The sequence below is a fragment of the Rhizobium favelukesii genome (genome assembly GCF_000577275.2).
GTDB lineage: Bacteria > Pseudomonadota > Alphaproteobacteria > Rhizobiales > Rhizobiaceae > Rhizobium > Rhizobium favelukesii.
This window is the reverse complement of the sequence record NZ_HG916854.1, coordinates 731,335-750,187: the sequence shown is the minus strand read 5'-3', so window position 1 is coordinate 750,187 and position 18,853 is coordinate 731,335. Positions and strand designations below refer to the sequence as shown.

The 18,853-nt window shown below is 59.0% G+C and carries 19 protein-coding genes and 3 pseudogenes; 13 read left to right on the top strand and 9 right to left on the bottom strand.

What is annotated here, in order from left to right:
- Nucleotides 1–37: 37 nt before the first annotated feature.
- Both LPU83_RS74590 and LPU83_RS74585 read left to right on the top strand, forming a co-directional pair.
- Nucleotides 38–913 carry an IS701 family transposase gene (locus LPU83_RS74590; protein ID WP_231052442.1) on the top strand — a complete coding sequence of 292 codons (876 nt, stop codon included), beginning with the start codon at nucleotides 38–40 and terminating at the stop codon, nucleotides 911–913.
- Nucleotides 914–1,019: 106 nt separating this feature from the next.
- Entirely contained in the window at nucleotides 1,020–1,418 is a 399-nt protein-coding gene (locus LPU83_RS74585) for a hypothetical protein (protein ID WP_244656158.1), read from the top strand.
- A gap of 817 nt (nucleotides 1,419–2,235) precedes the next feature.
- Here LPU83_RS74585 and LPU83_RS63585 read toward each other — a convergent pair.
- Nucleotides 2,236–2,412: pseudogene (locus LPU83_RS63585) on the bottom strand (phosphoketolase family protein); the annotation flags it as partial.
- Nucleotides 2,413–2,571: 159 nt separating this feature from the next.
- On the opposite strand from LPU83_RS63585, the gene LPU83_RS63580 reads away from it, so the two are divergent.
- The 5 genes from LPU83_RS63580 (at nucleotide 2,572) to LPU83_RS63560 (ending at nucleotide 6,991) form a co-directional block, all read left to right on the top strand.
- Entirely contained in the window at nucleotides 2,572–3,555 is a 984-nt protein-coding gene (locus LPU83_RS63580; RefSeq protein WP_024319190.1) for a zinc-dependent alcohol dehydrogenase family protein, read from the top strand.
- A gap of 85 nt (nucleotides 3,556–3,640) precedes the next feature.
- A complete protein-coding gene (locus LPU83_RS63575) occupies nucleotides 3,641–4,096 on the top strand; it encodes a hypothetical protein (protein WP_157997386.1) in 456 nt (151 codons plus the stop codon).
- 126 nt (nucleotides 4,097–4,222) lie between these two features.
- Nucleotides 4,223–4,480 (top strand): hypothetical protein, encoded by a 258-nt coding sequence (locus LPU83_RS63570; RefSeq protein WP_051166794.1) that lies wholly within the window; start codon nucleotides 4,223–4,225, stop codon nucleotides 4,478–4,480.
- A 562-nt stretch (nucleotides 4,481–5,042) separates the two neighbouring features.
- Nucleotides 5,043–5,300 (top strand): hypothetical protein, encoded by a 258-nt coding sequence (locus tag LPU83_RS73530; RefSeq protein WP_024319193.1) that lies wholly within the window; start codon nucleotides 5,043–5,045, stop codon nucleotides 5,298–5,300.
- Between the two features lie 194 nt (nucleotides 5,301–5,494).
- The gene (locus tag LPU83_RS63560; protein WP_040680833.1) at nucleotides 5,495–6,991 is read left to right on the top strand and encodes an ISNCY family transposase; all 1,497 of its coding nucleotides are present in this window, start codon (nucleotides 5,495–5,497) and stop codon (nucleotides 6,989–6,991) included.
- 444 nt (nucleotides 6,992–7,435) lie between these two features.
- Here the strand turns inward: LPU83_RS63560 and LPU83_RS63555 are convergent, their stop codons facing one another.
- The 4 genes from LPU83_RS63555 to LPU83_RS74575 all read right to left on the bottom strand — a co-directional run bounded on the left by LPU83_RS63555 (nucleotide 7,436) and on the right by LPU83_RS74575 (nucleotide 9,429).
- Nucleotides 7,436–7,696: a hypothetical protein gene (locus LPU83_RS63555; RefSeq protein ID WP_024315558.1), complete on the bottom strand. Its 261-nt coding sequence runs from the start codon at nucleotides 7,694–7,696 to the stop codon at nucleotides 7,436–7,438.
- Between the two features lie 235 nt (nucleotides 7,697–7,931).
- Nucleotides 7,932–8,108, bottom strand: a complete 177-nt coding sequence (locus tag LPU83_RS63550) for a DUF982 domain-containing protein (protein ID WP_231052453.1) — start codon at nucleotides 8,106–8,108, stop codon at nucleotides 7,932–7,934.
- A 342-nt stretch (nucleotides 8,109–8,450) separates the two neighbouring features.
- A complete protein-coding gene (locus tag LPU83_RS74580) occupies nucleotides 8,451–8,954 on the bottom strand; it encodes a hypothetical protein (RefSeq protein WP_231052441.1) in 504 nt (167 codons plus the stop codon).
- Nucleotides 8,955–9,042: 88 nt separating this feature from the next.
- A complete protein-coding gene (locus tag LPU83_RS74575; RefSeq protein ID WP_231052440.1) occupies nucleotides 9,043–9,429 on the bottom strand; it encodes a hypothetical protein in 387 nt (128 codons plus the stop codon).
- 297 nt (nucleotides 9,430–9,726) lie between these two features.
- Between LPU83_RS74575 and LPU83_RS63540 the strand changes: the two genes are divergently transcribed.
- On the top strand, nucleotides 9,727–11,391 hold the full coding sequence (locus tag LPU83_RS63540) for a Na/Pi cotransporter family protein (protein WP_024315562.1): 1,665 nt from the start codon (nucleotides 9,727–9,729) through the stop codon (nucleotides 11,389–11,391).
- Nucleotides 11,392–11,614: 223 nt separating this feature from the next.
- Here LPU83_RS63540 and LPU83_RS75955 read toward each other — a convergent pair.
- A pseudogene (locus LPU83_RS75955) lies at nucleotides 11,615–11,797 on the bottom strand (hypothetical protein); the annotation flags it as partial.
- On the opposite strand from LPU83_RS75955, the pseudogene LPU83_RS63535 reads away from it, so the two are divergent.
- Nucleotides 11,794–12,178 (top strand): annotated as a pseudogene (locus LPU83_RS63535) (substrate-binding domain-containing protein); the annotation flags it as partial. The pseudogenes LPU83_RS75955 and LPU83_RS63535 sit on opposite strands and share 4 nt — an antisense overlap.
- Nucleotides 12,179–12,332: 154 nt before the next feature.
- Here the strand turns inward: LPU83_RS63535 and LPU83_RS63530 are convergent.
- The gene (locus tag LPU83_RS63530; protein WP_024315564.1) at nucleotides 12,333–12,518 is read right to left on the bottom strand and encodes a hypothetical protein; all 186 of its coding nucleotides are present in this window, start codon (nucleotides 12,516–12,518) and stop codon (nucleotides 12,333–12,335) included.
- Between the two features lie 417 nt (nucleotides 12,519–12,935).
- Complete coding sequence (locus LPU83_RS75220) at nucleotides 12,936–13,067, bottom strand: hypothetical protein (RefSeq protein WP_258579645.1); 132 nt, start codon at nucleotides 13,065–13,067, stop codon at nucleotides 12,936–12,938.
- Between the two features lie 579 nt (nucleotides 13,068–13,646).
- Here LPU83_RS75220 and LPU83_RS63525 point away from each other — a divergent pair.
- Complete coding sequence (locus LPU83_RS63525) at nucleotides 13,647–14,714, top strand: C45 family autoproteolytic acyltransferase/hydrolase (RefSeq protein ID WP_082321304.1); 1,068 nt, start codon at nucleotides 13,647–13,649, stop codon at nucleotides 14,712–14,714.
- Here LPU83_RS63525 and LPU83_RS63520 read toward each other — a convergent pair.
- Nucleotides 14,711–15,874, bottom strand: coding sequence for a Rossmann-fold NAD(P)-binding domain-containing protein (locus LPU83_RS63520; RefSeq protein ID WP_024315566.1), 1,164 nt, complete (start codon nucleotides 15,872–15,874; stop codon nucleotides 14,711–14,713). The two genes, LPU83_RS63525 and LPU83_RS63520, sit on opposite strands and share 4 nt — an antisense overlap.
- Before the next feature lie 129 nt (nucleotides 15,875–16,003).
- On the opposite strand from LPU83_RS63520, the gene alr reads away from it, so the two are divergent.
- The 3 genes from alr to LPU83_RS63505 are packed head-to-tail and all read left to right on the top strand — an operon-like array spanning nucleotide 16,004 to nucleotide 18,845.
- Entirely contained in the window at nucleotides 16,004–17,092 is a 1,089-nt protein-coding gene (alr, locus tag LPU83_RS63515) for an alanine racemase (RefSeq protein WP_040680832.1), read from the top strand.
- Nucleotides 17,089–17,967: a DMT family transporter gene (locus LPU83_RS63510; RefSeq protein WP_024315568.1), complete on the top strand. Its 879-nt coding sequence runs from the start codon at nucleotides 17,089–17,091 to the stop codon at nucleotides 17,965–17,967. Before alr ends, LPU83_RS63510 begins: the two co-directional genes overlap by 4 nt.
- Nucleotides 17,964–18,845 carry a TIGR01459 family HAD-type hydrolase gene (locus LPU83_RS63505; RefSeq protein WP_024315569.1) on the top strand — a complete coding sequence of 294 codons (882 nt, stop codon included), beginning with the start codon at nucleotides 17,964–17,966 and terminating at the stop codon, nucleotides 18,843–18,845. The genes LPU83_RS63510 and LPU83_RS63505 overlap by 4 nt, the downstream gene beginning before the upstream one ends.
- Nucleotides 18,846–18,853: the final 8 nt, after the last annotated feature.

Below are 18,853 nucleotides of genomic sequence, written 5' to 3'. Positions count from 1 at the left end.
CCTTGCGCCATTCGTTTGATCGGATTCGAACGAATGGATGAGCGAACAACATGATTGTAGCCGTGAGCCGGGAGACGCGGTCCCCCACATCCTTCGCAAATGGCTGTCGCCGTTTCGTTTCTGGTTTACCGCGCCAAGCTGGGAGCATCTGCTGGTCCTGGTGATGGGTGCGCTCCTTTCGCCTGGCAAGCGAACGGTGACGGCCTGCCTGCGCATCACCGGACGCGCGGAGGTAAGTAATTTTGCCGCCTATCATCAACTCCTCAACCGAGCCCGCTGGAACCCTCGCACGTTGGCGGCCCGTCTGCTGTCCATCATTGTTGCCCGGCTCGTGCCCGAGGGCCCTGTCGTGATTGGCATGGATGATACAATCGAACGGCGTTGGGGCCAACGCATCGCCGCGCGTGGAATTTATCGTGACCCGGTGCGCTCCAGCCATGGCCACTTTGTCAAGGCCAGCGGCTTGAGATGGTTGAGCTTCATGGTTCTTTCACCTGTCCCATGGGCAAAATGTATTAAAGCCCTGCCGGTGCTGACGATCCTGTGTCCCTCTGAGCGCCATGATCAGAAGAAGGGCCGAAAGCACAAGCTGCTGACTGATTGGGCAAGGCAAGGCGTCTTGCAGCTTTGCCGCTGGCTGCCGGGCCGCGAAATCATCTTTGTCGGCGATAGCAGCTTTGCCGTTCATACACTGGCTGCGGCTCTTCCCGACACGGCCACTCTCATCACGCGGTTGCGTCTGGATGCCAGTCTCTTTGCTCCACCAGATCAACGGCACGAACATACGCTCGGGCGACCGGCGCAAAAAGGCAGGCCATTGCCGAAACTGAAAACGCTCCTCAAAGACGCAAAGACCGAGTGGCAGCATCGTCGCATCGTCCTGGTACGGCAAGCAAACCGACAAAACCCTTGATGTCACATCAGGAACCGGCCTCTGGTATCGGCGTGGAACGCCCCCAAGACCAATTCGCTGGGTTCTCGTTCGCGATCCATCAGGCCGTCGTGAACCCCAGGCGTTCATGAGCACCAACGTCAACCTTGAGCCCGCTCAGATCATTGCCTATTTCGTTCGGCGCTGGCAGATCGAGGTCACCTTCGCCGAAACGCGAGCGCATCTTGGCGTGGAAACCCAACGGCAGTGGAACGACAAAGCCATCATGCGCACGACCCCGTCGCTGCTGGCGCTCTACAGCCTCGTCACACTCTGGGCATGCGATCTGCTCGGTCATGGCGTCCTTCCCTATGCCGCCGCCTGGTACAAGAAAACAGAGTTCACCTTCTCCGATGCCATCGGTGCGGTTCGCATGATCCTGTGGGATCAGGATATTTATCGACAGCACCCGCCAGACCCGGACATTCCTGAAACTCAACCAAGCCGCCTCAAGCGGATGACACAAGCACTTTGCTTCGCTCCATAATGTACAAAGTCGAGCTTAGGAGGAAGAATTGAGCCTCTTTTTCACCCCATCCGGAGACGACGCCGAGGATCGCTCCGCATCCGACGACACTATGAGGCGGGCGAGCTTCGACGGCTTGCGAATGGCGTGTACCTTGAGAAGGGAGCTGAGCCGGACGATATGGTCATACGACGCAACTGGCCGCGACTGGTGGCCAAGCTCGTGCCGGACGCGGTTGTCACGAACCGCAGCGGCATCTAGGCCAGACCCGTCCAGCATGTGCAGAACGGTCGCCACGTGATCTTACGTCTCGGCTGACCGCAGCCGATTGATCATCGAGTTGCCGGGCCTTTCGATCAATACCCGGAAGGGGGCCGCGGCAACGTGGCAGGCGATATCCCTATCTGGGCACGCACCTCGCGGGTCCGGAGCGCAAGCTGCTCGACAACCTGGCACCGTCGCGTGCCCGGGGAGACGCCACGCGCACATTGGGGGAGGCCGCCGTCGACGCGAAGCTGGGAGAGCACACGGGTAGAACCGAGGTTCCGAAGACAGAGATTGTGACGGCGGTAAAGCGCAGACCTAGATTCGATCATTCGCAGTTACCATTTCTAGGTTAACGCGGATGAGGAGTGGCGAAAATGGAACGCGCGAAGGGGTTTCGCGACTGCAGCACCAAAATGGAAATCATTCCTCCGCCCCGATGCCCGACGCGTCGTCGGGAATCGGTCACCTGTCTATGCTGCAGAAAGCAAGTCGCGCCGTCTGAGGATAATTCGATGGAATACGGCATCTGCGAGGAATGCATAAACCGACCATAAAATCGACCTTTTAGTCTCACTATCGTCGGGTTAGCGATCGTGTAGCCGTTGAGGTGAAGAATAGGCAGGATTGCGCCGTCGCGTGCCGGATTAAGGAACTTCGTGGAGTGCCACGCTGTGACCAACGGTCCGGTTTCTGCCTCCTCGTCGCCGTTCACGCAGACAACGACGAGGTCGGGATTCTCAAATGTCGCTCGTTGCCTTCCTCCTCGTCGTCGCAAGCGCATCGACTTCAGTTAAGCCGATGCACCATTTCTATCGCGCGATAGGGCAGGAGTCTTTGATCCGGGTCCAGGCAGGAGCGTTCGGTGTGTTGCTGATTAGAGTTACCCTTTCGATAAATGGAGGCTGAGGTGAAGGCGATGATGCTTGACCGAGTTCGGACGCCTCTGCGCCTTGTCGAGCTGCCGGATCCGTCTCCGTCGGCGGCACAGGTCTTGATCAGGGTTGAAGCTTGCGGCGTCTGCCGCACGGACCTCCACGTGTTCGATGGCGATCTTCCAGACCCAAAGCTTCCCCTGGTACTTGGCCATGAGGTCGTAGGGATCGTCGTCGCGCTCGGATCCGGCGCGCCGGAAACGTTGCTAGGTCGAAGGGTTGGCGTCCCGTGGCTTGGTCACACGTGCGGCAGTTGTTCGTTTTGCTGTGGTGGAAAGGAAAATCTCTGCGACGCTCCGGGTTTCACGGGTTACACGCTCGACGGCGGGTTTGCGACACATGTTGCCGCCGACGCAAATTACGCGTTCGTTCTACCGGAGAGCTCGGATCCGATTGCTACTGCGCCGCTTCTTTGTGCGGGTTTAATCGGATGGCGATCATTGAAGATGGCGGGTGGCGGGAAAACCATCGGGCTATATGGTTTCGGTGCGGCCGCTCATATCTTGGCGCAAGTGTGCCGCTGGAAACAGCAGGAGGTCTATGCGTTCGTCCGACCGGAAGACGATGCAGGAAAACGCTTTGCATTGGAAATGGGAGCAGTATGGGCGGGATCGTCTGATCAAGTTCCGCCGAAACCGCTCGACGCTGCCATCCTTTTCGCTCCAGCGGGCGAGCTGGTGCCCAAGGCACTGGCTGCCGTTCGGAAGGGTGGTGTCGTCGTCTGCGGTGGCATCCACATGAGCGATATTCCTGCCATGCCCTATCGCCTACTGTGGGGCGAACGACGAGTTGTGTCAGTGGCCAATCTTACCCGGACTGATGCTCACGAGTTCCTGAAGGTCGTACGAGCAGCAAACATTCGAACTGTCACAACCCCTTATCCCTTGGCGCAGGCCAACGATGCACTGGTGGATTTGCGAGCAGGTCGTCTCAATGGCGCGGCCGTCCTTGTAACTTAATCCGCATCGCTGCAGGTACCGGCGCCTTTGTAGCAATTGTGGCAAACGCCTTGAAAGAGACGGCGATGACTTACGTCATCGCGTGTTGACCATCGACGAGAGGGAGATAGGTCTCGAACTCGTCGAGTTCGTCCTGGTTCGTGAGGTCCAGCTTGTTCCGGAGCACGATCGTGCCGGGATAACAGAGGGGATTGGATTCGGCGGTATAGACCAACGCTTCGGCGGGCTTGCGGGCGAACTGCGCGCGGATCGCCTGGCGTCGCTCGTGGTTTTGTCGAGGAGCCTGCGCATGCGGTTGGTCAAGACCAGGCCTTCGACGGCGCTAAGAATGCCGTTCGCGACCTTGACGCGCTCAATCAACCAGATCAGCTCTTCTTTACTGATTGCGAATTTTGAAGAGTATCGCGCTTCGACACAAGGCCGCGACAGCCATTCGAAGCATCTACGGGAAAGCCGGCTGTCGCTCGACCACGCGGCGATTGGTCGGCTGTCTATTCCCTCGGCCATTATTGGACAAAAGGCCCACGGGCCTCCGACTTAAGTCCCAATCCTGGAACGTCCCGGCGCCCTGTCGGTTTGAAAGGTGGCAGCCATTGTTTGCCGTCTGGCCATCACCAACTGCCGCCCGACAAAGCCCCTTTCGCTTGGGTTCGGGAGAATGAGGACTATGATGACAAAAGACGAGTTCCAGATGCTCTCAAGGGCAGTGGTCTTGTGGCACCGCTATTACGACGTGTCGCCCGTCGTGTCTCGTTCGGAGGTTCTTTGCAGATCTGCCATCGCTCTCCATAACGCGGGAATCAACACGGCGGAGGAGATCGCGGCCAGATTGATCGATGTTTATCCCGGGGCCGACGCGATTCCGCGTAGAACTTCTCCATTGGCGATCGGCGGAGTTGGAGAGGTTTCTTTACGTCGCCACTGAGGCTTCACTTTGCCAAAGAACATATTCTGACACGGCCAGCTTCAAATACGGCTGCGGAGACCGTCCGCCAGTGGTTCACCTGGATAGTGGATCCTGCAGCACTGCTGTGTCCATCGTGCTCATGGCAAGGTCGTTCTTACCACTCGCAACGTCCAGCCAGCTTTAGGCGGCGAGACGCCAATCGCCGCTGCACGCCGATCCGCGTCCTGCGCTGTCAATGCCTTGGCAGATCTCCCACACCGGACCTGCCTCGCCCATGCCCGCATGCGGATCGTCTCCGTTCTGCTTCTTGAGGACCTGATAGGGACCGTGGCTGCGCCGCCGCACCCTCGGGCGCGGGTGCTACTGGTTTTCCTCGCTCCCATCGGCCCTGACAGCAAGAAGCCCGCCGGGGCGGGCGAGCTTCCTAACGCGTTACAAGAGAAACTGACCGCATCTCGGTCGGCTTCATAAAACCACAACCGCTCATTGTTGGCACTTCGTCCATTAGACGTAGGTTGCCTACCTTTCGGTGAAAAATTCGGAGTTAGTTAACCAGTCCGGATCTGGTCAACACCGACCTATGGGAGGGCTCGTACAGCTCTGGGAGGAGAGCTACAACCTCAATCGCTATGCCGGCCAAGGCGATATCGAGACCATCACCAAGAAGATCAACGGCGGCAAGAACGGCTTCGACGATCGCGTCGAGCGTTTTGCCCTAGGGGCTGGTTGCAGGTGTCTACGACGTGAGGACGCTCGCGGCATTGCATACCGAGGGTCATTGGGATCGGAAGGATGGCGCTGGGTGTCGCATTTGCCGACATCGTTCGCCACATTGTGATCATCACCCGATAGGAGAGAGCGAACAGAACCATAGAGACGATAGAGACGATAGAGGCGACGCCTGCCTTAGGATTCGGTATAGCGCGACGATCAGGATGAGACGCCGCATTGCCTCGCCAAAAATGCTCCTTGATTATTGGCCGTTGCCTCATCTGATTTGCTCCCAGCATTTGTGGGTGCGGAGCAAATCAGATGAGGCACATCAGCGTGACGACCAAGAAAGAATTGATTGCAGCTTTAGCAAAGCGCTACCTCCAAGGCAGCCGAGAGGAAAAATCGCGCATTCTCGATCAGTTCGTTGCGATCAGCGGCATGCACCGGAAACATGCGATGCGGTTACTCCGCGGCACACATAATCAAGTCGCGTCTCGACCACGTCCTCGGATCTATGACGAAGCCGCCCGCCAGGCGCTTATCGTGTTGTGGGAGTCGTCCGACCGTGTTTGTGGAAAGCGGCTAAAGGCGCTGCTCCCGACGCTGGTCATCTCCATGGAGCGGCACGGACACCTCAACCTGGATGACCGGGTTCGGGCTCTGTTATTGCAGATGAGCGCCGCGACGATTGATCGCGCTCTGAAAGACATTCGCGAAACAGCGGGCGGCCGGCGACGCCGGCATTCGGTGGCTTCGTCTGCGTTAAGGCGTAGCGTCCCCGTCCGGACATTCTCTGACTGGGATGATCCCGCGCCTGGGTTTGTTGAAGCAGATCTTGTCTCCCACTCCCGCCCCGTTGCGCGGGGCAGCTTCGTCCAAACGCTAGTCCTCACCGATATTGCCAGTGGCTGGACGGAATGTGCGCCTCTGCTTGTGCGTGAGCAGAAGCTTCTGACGGAAGTGTTGAGTGAGTTGCGGCGTCTGATGCCGTTTCCGCTGCTCGGCTTCGATACGGACAATGACAGCGTGTTCATCAACGAAACGATCAGGGATTACTGCCTTGATTCCAATATCGAGTTCACGCGTTGCCGTCCCTACCGCAAGAATGATCAGGCTTTCGTCGAGCAGAAGAATGGGTCGATCGTTCGCCGCATTGTTGGTTATCATCGCTATGAGGGGGTCGAGGCCGCTGCGACCCTGGCCGATCTATACCGATCGGTGCGCTTGTTCATAAACTTCTTTCAGCCATCCTTTAAGCTGCGGGAGAAGCGTCGCGATGGCGCGGTGGTCAAAAAGATCTATCATCCTCCTGCGACACCCTATCAGAGGCTCTTGGCAGATCCGAGAACACCGACCGAAGTCCGAAATCGGCTATCGCACATCGGCGATCAGTTGGATCCTGTGAAACTATTGCGCGATATTCGAACAGCGCAGCAGCGTCTCGTCGAGGTTGCCAGCAATGCCTCGCTGTCAACAGCCACGCCGGATATCGAAACGTTCTTGCAGAACCTGCGCCACGCCTGGACGGAAGGCGAAGTCCGTCCGACGGCCAAAGCGAAACCAAAACTGCGCCGAGAGCGACGTAGACCAGACCCGCTCATCCGCGTGACCGACGATCTCCGCTCCTGGTTTGAGGAGGAACCTTGGCGGACAGGCCGCGAGTTGCTCGAGCGGCTTCAAGAGCGTTATCCGAATGAGTACCCCGACGGACTCCTGCGAACAGTGCAACGGCGCGTCAAAGAGTGGCGTCGAAATAAAGCCCATGCCATGATCTTCGGCGCAAATTCCGAAACAGCTCAACTCTCCGCGACTTGAACGCTCGCAGCTGAAAGGAGCAATCTTGTGAGGCAATGATCAAGTGCATCAGGAACATTCACAGGCGAGGCAATACGAGTCTCACCTTGTTTGTCGCCGCGCAATTCGGCTCACCCCGTGAAGGGAAGCCCCGGATGGGATGGCGAGGGGCTTCCCTTTTTATCCTGCCTATCAAGGATCAGGACACCCAAAGACTACTCCAATCATGGGGGGCGCCAGTCGGACCAAGGTCCTAGACGAGCAAGAAAATCGAGGGGGAGGTACAGCAGCCGCGCAAGCATCGGAAAGCTGTCGAAAACCTGGCCCCTCAACGCATCCTGCCGTTGACGACAGGACACCAGTGAGACTTCGGGCGGGCTAAGGAGGGTTCACCTGAAGCCAAAGAAGCGTCGTTGGCATAAGTGCCATCGTACGTTCATGGCGGTGGGTTGGGGAGAGAATTCGTCACGGCAGGTCGAGGCCGGAAGTGGCAAAATTGGACTGCACCTCATCCTCGAGCTCGATGCAGAGGCGCTCGCATTCCTCCAGGAGCATCTTGTCGCCATCCCCAGCACGCAACTTCTCCCGGAACCTGACTGCGTCGCCGTAGTTCTCGATATCTTCGGTCCACCGGTGTGCAATATGGGCATAGGGACGGAGGTGTGGGCGGCGCATGAGAAGAGCCGCCAATCCATAGCGAAAGCTGTCGAAGCGTAAGGATTCCATCTTCCGAGAACCGTTTTGCAATGAAACTGACGCGGGTCCTAAATGCAAGCAATGCGAGAATATTAACGCAATTGTCGCTAATTTGTTTCGCAAGGTTGCAAAAAAATGCCCCACCGAGAGCGCGGGGCTTAAGGGGATTGTGTGGACATTGAGAGGAGTTACGTTCTCAACGCGGTGCATAAACCCTATGCCAGAAGGTTTGTTCCGCCGACTCCTATTTATTTTGTCCAACCTACTAAGCGATCCAGCAGACGACCTTCGCATCATGAGCCGCGGACAGGGTTTCTCCTTGAGTCACCGCGCCCGTCGCTGTGCCCGCGCAGGTCTCCATGGCTAAGACGAAGGCGGTGCCGCTAAAGACCGGCCAATTCGTAAACAGTAGATCAAGGGCGTCTTCTGCGGATCCGATCATGTGGAACGCTTGGTTGCGCTCAACGATTACGGCGATCCACCCAGGTGCCGACACAGGCTCTCCGATTCTACATTGGAGTGATGGGCTAAATGGTGGACCACGCAGTTAGCCAGCGTCTGGCACAAGGGGATAAACCTCACCTGGTGATCCACTCTGTGAACCATCACGATGGCTAGGAGTTCCATGCTACTTGCTATCCACGCCAGAAAGTCGGTTCGAGAGTAAATCAAGCAACTCTGCCGATGTTGCGGACGGGTGTGTTGAAAGCAGTTCGAGGGCAAGAGCAGCAGCCGCACGGGCTGAAACCCCCTCGGGGTCATCATGCTGTCTCGCGCACCATGCCTAGATGGCAGACGTCACCGTATCAAGTTGTTCGTCAGTGAGGTCGACCTCGGTGAGGAAGTTCATCAAACGGTCTTTCTGCTTTCGAACAAGGCGTCCGCCCTGAGCGGAAGCGAAGTTATCGCCGACCAGGGCATGTCGAGCCGGCTGGGAGCATTTTGAGCCTGTAGCGAATGTCGATCGGAGGATTTCAAAGCGCGAGCGCGCGTGGTCACCGACTAGGTGCAGGCCATCAAAACCTGATGTCATTTGTTGCAAAGTGGTTGACCTGCCAATGACCGGCCGTTCACTCCGGCAGACCCGCAAGCCGCAGCCCTTCGACGTATCGGGCAAGGAGAGCCTTGTCCCGATAGGGGCCCGGGAGCTGAATCGGTCGATAGAGAATTCCGGATTGAGTTTTAGCAACTCGCTCGCAGCGCGGCGTGCATCCTCGAAACGGGCAAGCTGGGCATATGTTGCCGCCGGCAGGCGGTAAGCCGACCCGCGGTCTGCCATCTTCTCCAAGAGGGGCAATGCCTCCAGATAGTTTCCGGAAAGGTATTTGCTGGCGGCGATGTTCCAGAGATACCAGTCGGGTCGGCTAGGTTTAGCCTCAAGGCCAATTCACCAATCTGATCGCGTCCTCCAGGCGTCCGAGATAGCCCAAGGCATCACAATATTCAGCGAGGAGATCACAGTTGTTGGGAGCCAATTCGCGGCCGCGCTCGTGACATCCTATTGCCCGTTCGGCCTCCCCCCGCCACAGGTAAATGACGCCAAGCGCCCAGTGCACGTCGGCGTCACAGGGGCTAACCTCCAGCGCCTTGCTCGCCGAAGCAAAGGCGCTGGCCAGCGTGGCTTCGAGATCGACACGCTCGTTCCATTTCAGCTTCCGTATTTCGAGCCAGGCGAGGCCCAGGTATCCGCGCGCATAGCCGGGATCATCGTCGATTGCGGCGACAAACATCTCCCTGGCAAGCCTGACGTCATCCGGTTTCAAGCTCGCAATTGACTGCGCCGACCGTGTCGGGTTGACTAGCCGGAGAAAGCCGCCGATTCAGCACGAATAGAACCTTCTCCCCTGGAGCACAACGCACAGGCCACTGGAGGAATCGGAGTGCGAAATCGACGCTCGGCGCCAATTCCAGGTACTCGGACCGCTGAGCATCGCTATTCGCAACTCACCCGTTTCCGACGCTGAGGGCGTCATTGCCGTGAATAGGATAGCGGCATAGGGTCGGCTGGCAGTACAACTTCAACGCGCTCAAGGCCGAAGCGCAGACCGGAAGAGGCGTGCATGTCGACAGCAATTGCCGTACTCGGCGGCGTCGGGCTCTTCCTGCTCGGCATGACCGTCATGACGGACGGCCTGAAGGCGTTGGCGGGATCCGCCCTGCGCACCGCCCTTGGCAAGGCGGCGGCTACGCCGCTGTCAGGTGCTTTCTGGGGCGCCATCGTGACGCTGCTTGTGCAGTCGTCGAGCGCTGTGACGATGACGACGATCGGTCTCGTCAACGCCGGCCTTCTGACCTTTCCGCAAGGACTCGGTCTCGTTTTTGGCGCCAATATCGGCACGACGGGCACGGGCTGGCTCGTGGCACTGATCGGTGTGCGCGTCTCGCTTTCGGCCTATGCGCTGCCTTTGATCTTCCTTGGCGCGCTTGCCAAGTTGCTGGCGGGCGGGCGTACAGCGGCGGTGGGCGGCGCCCTCGCGGGCTTCGCGCTGGTTCTCTACGGGCTGACCACCCTCCAGCAAGGCATGGGAGGTCTTGCGCAGAGCCTGCATCCGTCTGACCTGCCCGCAGTGCTCGGCGTAGCGGGAGTTGGCTGGGTCGAAGGCTCGGTCGGTCTCATGACCCTCATCGTTGTTGGCCTGGCCATGACCGCGGTCATGCAGTCCTCTACGGCCGCCATCGCCGTCACCATTTCGGCCTTCTACGCCGGGGCGGTGAGCCTGGAGCAGGGCGCAGCGCTGATCGTCGGCCAGAATATCGGGACGGCAACGAGCTCCGCATTGGCGGCCATCGGCGCTAGCGCGACGGCCAAGCGCCTTGCCCTTGCTTATGTACTGTTCAAGGTCATAGCCGCGCTTATCGCGATCGCCGCCTTCCCGTTCACGACGGCGCTGATGAAAGTCTTGTCTGTGTCGGTCGACGGAATGACGCTCCTTGCCGCCTATCACACGGCTTATAACGTTGTAGGGGTCGCGGTACTCTTACCGGCGACGCAGTGGTTCACCCGCGTCGTGGAGCGGCTCCTGCCCGCCAAGCAGACGGCGCTTCAACGCGCGCTCGATCCAAGCGCCCTCGCTAGTCCGGTGGTCGCGGTCGAGACCGCCCGGCGTGTCGTGGCAGACGTCCTTTCGACAACCGCCGCCTCGGTTTCCGCAGCACTTTCGGGCGGAGCCGGCCCCGCGGCACAGAGCACTAGCGCCGCCGCCAAGCTCGAGGAGGTGCGGGATTTCCTGTCCGAATTGAAGGAGCCGCCCGAGACGGAGGCCGAGCGGCTCCGCATGACGAGCACGCTACACGCGCTCGATCACGCCTCCCGTCTCGTGGAAGCCATGGAGGAGGGCAGGCTCGAAGGACAGCCAGCCGGCTCCGCCCATGACCTTCGTGCCACCGAGCTGTGCACACAAGCCATGCATGCCGCACAGGCGGTCGGTGGCTCGATCACCTCGGAATGCGCTCTCAGCGCACAGGCGGATCCAATCGGCTGGAACGTTTCGTCGGAGGTTGCCGCGGCGCTCGCTGAGCTGGAGAGCGCGTCAAGGGAGCTCGATACCCTACAGCGAGATCATCGCGCCACCACCCTTGCCTCCGTCGCGCCGGGAGAGCTGACCGCCGCGGATGCCCTTGCGCGGATCGATGCTGCCCGTCGGCTCGACCGGATCGCCTATCATGCCTGGCGTTCGGCGACGCATCTCCTCGGCCGCGGTGGCCATGATGGGCTGAGCTTGTGACCTCGACTCTTTGCGCAACGCTTGCCACGCAAGCCGAACATCCGGCAGGGCCACGATCGAGCGTGCTTCGTGAGCCTTTTTCTGCCAGAAGTGTTGGATCAAAACGATATCGCGAACTCTCCGGTTTTCCCACAGCTAGCCGAGAGCAAGGATCAGCGCTTCGCACGCCGGCACCTCGGTTTTTCGGCCGTCATAGAAGTGGTCGAGCCTAAGCCCTCAACACAGCGAGGGTCACATCCGTTGACTGCGCTGACCGTGTCGGGTTGACCAACCGGAGAAAGCTGGCTTTTTCGCCCGAATGGATCCGTGCAACGAGACTGGTGTTCGATAGCGTCACGTGTTTTTTGCGTCCGCTCCATCCGATGAGTGCGGCGAAGAAGGCACCGTTGGTTTTGCCGCCTCTTCGGCTGGGTCGATCCGCTGGAGCAGGCAGATCAGGTCTCCGGCACCGATCACGAGGCCGGCCAGGCCGTCATCCAGTATCTGGTCGATTGGCCAGGGCTATCGCATTCCCGATGACATCTCGGTTGTCTGCTTCGGCGATTTTTCCCCGGCAATCCAGATCACGCTCGTACCAACGACTGCGCGCATGGAAGGTCAGGAGTGCGGCGCAGTTGGTCTGCGCCTTCTGCTTGAGCGCATCGAGAGGCAGCGACTGCCGGGCGATCCCGCCCGCCGCATCAATATCGCCTCCAGAATTATCGAACGCCGCTCTGCCGGCCCATGCGTGGGTGTCGCGGATGTTTACAGAGCGTCAGACAACGGCGTCGTTCAGCCCAGAAGGTAAACGAGGCGCCACGCCATATCCGGATATCGCCACAGGCCTATGCATCACTTATGGTCAAGATCGGAATTGGACCCGGCCAAAGCGCCGGGTTTCGGTATCGGTGCGCAGCTTCATTTGCGACCGAGCCCGCGTGAGCGATCAATGTAAGTACCTCTTACCTGAACTTTGGCGCACGTGTCATGTTGTGCATAAGCTCAGCTGCCGTCGCAAACGGGCCGAACAGCGCGATCAGCCTCGCTTCCTCATTATTGTCCAACCGGTGGCGAGCGCAAAATTCCGGCACGCTCCAGACCCTGGTCGCCATGATGGAATTGGTGCCTTCAAGCTCTACTTGCTGCATGAAATCCTCCCCTGACGTGAGGACGCTACTAAAGTCTATTTTAGCTTGCAATAAAATAAGACATGCTCCGTGAAATTTTAGGGACCTTGCAGCGAGCGCCAGGCGCAATCCTCCTGCGACGGACGCTCGACCAGTGGATGGGGCCGGACGATTGGAGACCAGCTTTGGCTTCGTGGCCCCGACGGATCAGCGCAGGCCGAAGAAGCTTAAAATGGCGAGAACGATAACGATCGCACCGACAAACCAAAACGTTGTTCATGGGAAAACCATCTCCTCCTCGAGCCGCATGAACATGCAACTCATGCTCAAGTTTCCTGCTCCATCCCATCACCTGGCGGGGCGGCGGCGACAGGGCGATCAGGCGGAGAGCACAGCGACGTACACTGGCTCCTCTCCGCGTTTGCTTATTTGAGATGGTTAAATCGAGTAACGCAAAGCGCCAACTGCTGCGCCGATCGCGATGCCGATCGCGGTGCCGATGGAGATGTCATAAAGTGCGGCGCCGATGACCGTCCCAACGCCAATTCCGACTGCAATTCCAAGTGCCATGCCTTGTCTCCTCGTGACGTGAACGCACGCCGAGGATGGAGAGTTCCTTATCGAGCTAACTCCCTTCGTGTTGAGGTGGGCGACGTCAGGCAGGACGGCATCGAGCTCGATCAAAGATAAGGTAATAACAGCCCCAGGAGGTCATGCGCCTGCAACCTGACCACAGGCACGCTGCCTACCGCTTTGCTATCTCACTTCGTACGTTGGGGAACCTAGAAACCAGACGCTATAATCCCCACATCAAAATGCGCTGGGCCCGTTCCCAAAACGACCAGCGCGAGGTCGGCTCATAGCGTTGAGCAGTGTTTGCCGTGAGTGGGCCGCCGCTTCACCGACGATCTGAATCACCTGGCGCCGATCGTTGTTGGCGACGGTGACGCGCGGCGAGTTGAGCTGGCAACACCGGTTCCTCGCCGTGCGGCTATTTAAGCTTCGATCTCGTCTTGTTTGTTTGTCTGGGGGTAAGAACCTTACTTTTTCAAAACGAGCCCGAACCTCGACCCGTAGTAGCACTCAACTTTCGCACAGCGACAGCTTGTACACGCGTAGACTCGGAAAAAACGAGAATCCATATTGTGGATGCATATTCGAAAGAGCGGGCCACCTATGAGTTCTGGTAAGATTCCGATTCTCCATCTGCGCGGCGATGCCTACACCCGGGGAAGGCTACACGGAGTTGCATTGTCCACATCGATCCAAACGTCGTTCGGGCGCCTCAGGCGATCGGCGGCGGATCGGAGCTGGCTGTGCGCGGAGCGGCGCGCGGCAAACTCCTGGAGGTTGCTTGAGAGCGTGGCGCCTACCCTTGTCGCGGAGATCAAAGGTATCGCTGACGGAAGTGGATTGGCTCCCCTTGATATCTATCTCCTTTCCGCTTTCGAGTTCTTCGATGGTGCGATTGCCAGCGGCTGCACGACGGTGGCATGTGCCACAGGAGCTGGCGCGGTCTTGGCTCAAAACTGGGACGCGCATCCTGGCACGGAAGAGGAGCTCGTTCTTCTCGTCCACGATGGCACTGACGATCATGATGGCCTGATCATGGTGACGTCCCCCGGCACGCTCGGCTGGGTTGGGATGAATCGTGCCGGGTTGGCGTTCGTGACGAACGATCTCATGCTTGATGCTGCCGCCCATGGAATACCAAGCCTCGTGGTCAGACGCCTGATCCTTAAGGAGCGTCACGCTGCCGGTGCGCTGGCGACACTTAGACGGGTCAGCCACCTGTCCGGACGCTGCTACCTCCTCGCAGACGCCTCGGGCCAGGTGGACGGTGTGGAGATTTCACCATCAATCGGCCCTGTCACCCTCACGGGAAACCCAATCGTTCATACAAATCATCCTGTCACGCCGGCGGTTGCGATCATGGAGGACATAGAAACAGTGGCACGTGTCTATCCCTCCAGCCGAGAGCGTCTTCGAGCCGCCAAGCTCCATTGCATCAGTGACGTCGCTGGTATCCGCCGCCTTCTGTCGGACACCAACGGTTCGCCGGACGCGATATGCAAGACCGCGTCCTCGCGAGAACCGACACAGACTGCATTTTCCGTCATCTTCGATTGCAGGAGCCGCCGCGCATCGATTTGCCTCGGACGGCCGGACCGGGGTGATTTTCACGCCTTCGACACCGCATGGACCGCGGCGGCCTAGGCCACGACAAGATCGCTGATGCCCAATCTACGAGCATATTCAGCCAAGCGGGACGCAAGCTCTTCGGCTCGTTCCTCGCATTCTTCCGGCCGATACGGACGGCAGTCGTAGCCGATCACCTCCCTCATGATCTTCGACGACGCTTCCGTCATGCGAATAGTGCCGTCATCATCGACGCTCTCGATACCGTCGTAGCGCTGGCATCGCCGGTTGATGTCGATTGCCTCGTCAAGCGTCAGACCGGCCGGCAGATCGACGAGAAAACCCGTCGGCGACACACGGATCGGATAGCCGCCGACAAGACCGAGCGGCCCAGGTCCATGAACGATCTGGCCGGAGCGAGAGGCGACCGCATGGAGCATCGCGGTCGCAGAGGATGCGGTGACGGACTGCCCGGCAAGCCCTTTGACCCGCCGGAACCGCCCGGCGACATGAGAAAACAGAATGGTGTGATCAATCTCGGCCGCGGGGACCTCGGCGCCATCAGCATAAATTGTCAGATGGTAGGGAGCACCATCCGTTCCGCCGGTGCTTGGCATTCGGTAGCTCAGATAGTGATGGGCAAAGAAGCGGATATCGATCGCTGCTGGATCCCGCCTGAGCATGTAAGCTGCGGCGAGGCGAATACCCGGGACCGCATTTGCAATGTTGCCGATGCCAACCGCAGGCGCCAGCCCTTCTGCGGCAAGCGACGCATTGACGACATCGGGATAGGAAGCGTTGACGACGACTGCGGGGCTGTCAGCAAGTCGCACTGCCTTCATCAGGCGACGCACGAGGACCTGGTGCATGGGCGTCCACACGCCCCCACGCGCCATGTCCAGACACTTGTATGCCTCAGACGGTAGTTTGGTGATAACCCACCAACTGTGTAACGTGGCCGCATTGAAAATGATGTCGGGCTTGAGCTTGTCCAAGCGCTCGGCCGTCTGCTCGATGTTCATCAAATCGAGAGGCATGATATCGACCTGTGGCTCACGGCCGAGATTCATCGCTGTATAGCGCGCGAGATTAACCCGCAGCAACGCGGTTTCGAGTCTTCGAGCGCCGACAGTCAACGCATAGTCCCGCCCGCTCTGAAGCAGAAAATCAAGAACATCGCCACCCAGCACACCGCTACCGATAATGAGAATACGGGGTGTTTTCCTACTCGCAGTCATTGCGATCTCCTCCAATTTTGACAGCAACCAAGAGACGAATTTAATAGGCCTTCACATTTCTAGATAGCAATCTGGAGCATTTTACCGTAGATTGCAACAATATTTTAATATCCCTTCAGGTTGTCGTCCATGTCAGCAGAACTGCGAATCGACGTCTCAGCGATTGGAGCAAACTTTCACCGTCTAAGATCGCTGGTTGGGTCGGACACGGAAATCGCCGCCGTGGTCAAAAGTGATGCCTATGGCTTGGGTATCGACCTGATCGTTCCAACCCTCGTCGCAGCGGGCTGCAAGAGCATTTTTGTCGCTAACCTTCGCGAGGCGGTTCACGTTCGCCGAACGCTCGCAAACCTGCCTCATATCTATATCCTCTCAGGGGCCCAAGAGAGCGAGTTGGAAACATGTCTCAGCCTCCGCTTGACCCCCGTTTGCCATTCTCTGGCCGACGCGCTCGTTGCGTCCCGTCAACTTCCTGAATTGGTCATCAACGTCGATACCGGCTTTTCACGCTTCGGCCTTACATTCACCGAGGCACGGGCCCTTGTGCACAGCTCGCAACGCCCACCTGATCTTGTGATTAGCCACCTCGCATGCGCTGATGCCCGCAATGACCCCACAAACCGTCTGCAACGAGACCGCTTCGTAGCGATGTGCCAAGTGCTCGATCCGCGAAGGCGCAGCCTGGCTGCCTCGGCTGCTGTCTGGCTCGATCAGAGCTTCCATTTCGATCTTGTTCGAGCAGGGTCCGCGCTCTTTGGACTAAACAATGCACGCGTAGAACCAAACCCTCTTCTGCCCGTTGTGCAGCTCTTTGCGCGCCTTGCCGATGTCAGGACCGTCCAGCGCGGCGAGGCGGTCGGATATGCCGCGAGTTTTCGCGCCGCACATTCCATGCGTATTGGTATCGTCGCCCTGGGCTACGCGGTTGGCCTGCCCTGGTCGGCGGGAAACGCCATCGCCGCGGCGATCGGCTCATACATGGTTCCTGTCGTTGGCCGCGTCGCCATGGAGTATGTCGCGATAGATCTCAGCGATGTTCCCCTAGCTCTGTGCAGGCCGGGGCGGGCTGTCGAGTTTCTGGGCCCTCGTTTGTCTGTCGAAGCGATGGCAAGGGCAGCCGGTACAATCCCACAAGAGCTACTGGTTCGGCTCGGATCAAGTTGTCCCCGTCACTACGCGCTCCTCTGCCAGGAACCGTCCATCGGAGTAGGCGCATGAAGGTTCAGCAACTGGGAACGTTCTACATCCTCGGGGCAGCCATGCTTTGGAGCACCGCCGGATTGTTTATGGGTCTGCTCGTGACACTCGACGTCTGGACAATTCTCTTCTGGCGCAGCTTCTTTGGGGCGATCGCGGTCGGCGGAGCGGCCTTGATGCGCGGTGACGCAGCGTTTCATCCACGCGTCTTGAGACGATCGTGGTTTGTCGCTACCTGCTGCTCGGCGCTCGGAATGGTCGCCTTCATCCCCGCATTGCATCTGACATCGGTCGCCAATGTTGCGATGGTCCACGCATCGCTTCCTGTCCTCGCCGCCATCGCGTCTGCCCTCACGCTTCGTGAGCGACCGTCGCCCCCAACAGTCTTCTTTTCAGGCGCAGCACTTGTCGGCGCCGCAGTCATCTTCACCGGTTCTCCCAGCGGAAGCTCCAGTCAGTTGGGCAACCTGCTGGCACTTCTAATGACAATATCGATCGCGTTCATGACGGTGGCGTTGCGCGCCGACCGGGGCCGATCGGTTCTTTGGATTATCGCGGCATCCAATGTGATTGCCGCAATTGTTGCGCTCTGTTTCGCACCCAGCATCAGCATTGATCTTAACGAGGCACTCCTTCTCGCTTGCTTTGCGCTCATCCAGATGGTGCTCGGCCTGGTGCTTTACAGCAAGGGAGCACAATTGCTGCCCAGCGCCGAAGTAGCGCTGTTCTCACTCGTCGAAGTCCCTCTTTCGCCGCTATGGGTCTGGCTGATGTTCGACCAACGGCCGGGACTACCAAGCGTACTCGGCGGCGCGATCATCGTTACGACCGCCATCGGTCATATTCTGACGCGATGGCGGCGAGATGCAGATCGCCAATGGAGGTGTCCGCCATGACTGGCCGGCCATCGGTCCTGACAAACCTTCGGGATATCGCTTCGGGTTACCGCGGCATCATTCTCGACCTTTTCGGTACGGTGCATGACGGCCTCAATCCTCTCGACGGGGCCATCGACGCCCTACGCATGCTTCGTCGAGGTGAGATTGCCGTGTGTCTCCTGTCCAACTCGCCTCGGCGGCGCGAGGACGTTGCCGCCCGTCTCGCTCAAATGGGCTTCGCACCAGAACTATACCGCGGCCTGGTAACGTCCGGTGAACTTGCCTTCGAGGCCTTGTCGAACGACGCTAACCGAGATCTTGGACGCCGCTTTTTCCATATCGGCCCACCGGAATTGTCCGGCCTTTTTGATGGATCCGGGCGGGAACGCGCAGAAGCGGTTGATCAGGCCGACTTCCTGTTGTGTACGGGAGCAAGTGGGAACCAGGCTCTTGAGGAGGCTGAACGCGTCCTGGGGAACGCGCAGGTGAGAGGACTTGTCATGGTCTGCGCCAATCCCGACCACGCTGTCATGGTCGGCAAGACGCGCGTCGATTGCGCGGGTACGATCGCCGCGCACTACGAGTGTCTTGGGGGAACCGTTCTCTATTACGGAAAGCCGCTCCTACCGGCTTATGATCGGGCCCTCTCAGTCCTCGGCCTCGCCCGAGACCATGTTCTGGCGATTGGCGATGGGCTTGAAACCGACATCGTTGGAGCGCGCAGAGCCGGAATGGATGCGGCCCTGGTGCTGACCGGCATCCATCATGACCAAATCGTCAATCCCAAGACTGGCCACGTGCTCTGGGGCAGGCTCGCTCGCCTGTGCTTAGGCCACGAGCGTCTGCCTGATTTCGTTATGCCGGCCTTTACGTGGGGGAGGCGAGTTCAATCATGACGTAAGCG

Bases quoted from the DNA above. Each gene is read 5' to 3' on its own strand.
- LPU83_RS74590 (WP_231052442.1), top strand. From the start codon at position 38: ATGAGCGAACAACATGATTGTAGCCGTGAGCCGGGAGACGCGGTCCCC.
- LPU83_RS74585 (WP_244656158.1), top strand. From the start codon at position 1,020: ATGAGCACCAACGTCAACCTTGAGCCCGCTCAGATCATTGCCTATTTC.
- LPU83_RS63570 (WP_051166794.1), top strand. From the start codon at position 4,223: ATGATGACAAAAGACGAGTTCCAGATGCTCTCAAGGGCAGTGGTCTTG.
- LPU83_RS73530 (WP_024319193.1), top strand. From the start codon at position 5,043: ATGGGAGGGCTCGTACAGCTCTGGGAGGAGAGCTACAACCTCAATCGC.
- LPU83_RS63560 (WP_040680833.1), top strand. From the start codon at position 5,495: ATGAGGCACATCAGCGTGACGACCAAGAAAGAATTGATTGCAGCTTTA.
- LPU83_RS63555 (WP_024315558.1), bottom strand. From the start codon at position 7,696: ATGGAATCCTTACGCTTCGACAGCTTTCGCTATGGATTGGCGGCTCTT.
- LPU83_RS63550 (WP_231052453.1), bottom strand. From the start codon at position 8,108: ATGATCGGATCCGCAGAAGACGCCCTTGATCTACTGTTTACGAATTGG.
- LPU83_RS63540 (WP_024315562.1), top strand. From the start codon at position 9,727: ATGTCGACAGCAATTGCCGTACTCGGCGGCGTCGGGCTCTTCCTGCTC.
- LPU83_RS63530 (WP_024315564.1), bottom strand. From the start codon at position 12,518: ATGCAGCAAGTAGAGCTTGAAGGCACCAATTCCATCATGGCGACCAGG.
- LPU83_RS75220 (WP_258579645.1), bottom strand. From the start codon at position 13,067: ATGGCACTTGGAATTGCAGTCGGAATTGGCGTTGGGACGGTCATCGGC.
- LPU83_RS63525 (WP_082321304.1), top strand. From the start codon at position 13,647: ATGCATATTCGAAAGAGCGGGCCACCTATGAGTTCTGGTAAGATTCCG.
- LPU83_RS63520 (WP_024315566.1), bottom strand. From the start codon at position 15,874: ATGACTGCGAGTAGGAAAACACCCCGTATTCTCATTATCGGTAGCGGT.
- alr (WP_040680832.1), top strand. From the start codon at position 16,004: ATGTCAGCAGAACTGCGAATCGACGTCTCAGCGATTGGAGCAAACTTT.
- LPU83_RS63510 (WP_024315568.1), top strand. From the start codon at position 17,089: ATGAAGGTTCAGCAACTGGGAACGTTCTACATCCTCGGGGCAGCCATG.
- LPU83_RS63505 (WP_024315569.1), top strand. From the start codon at position 17,964: ATGACTGGCCGGCCATCGGTCCTGACAAACCTTCGGGATATCGCTTCG.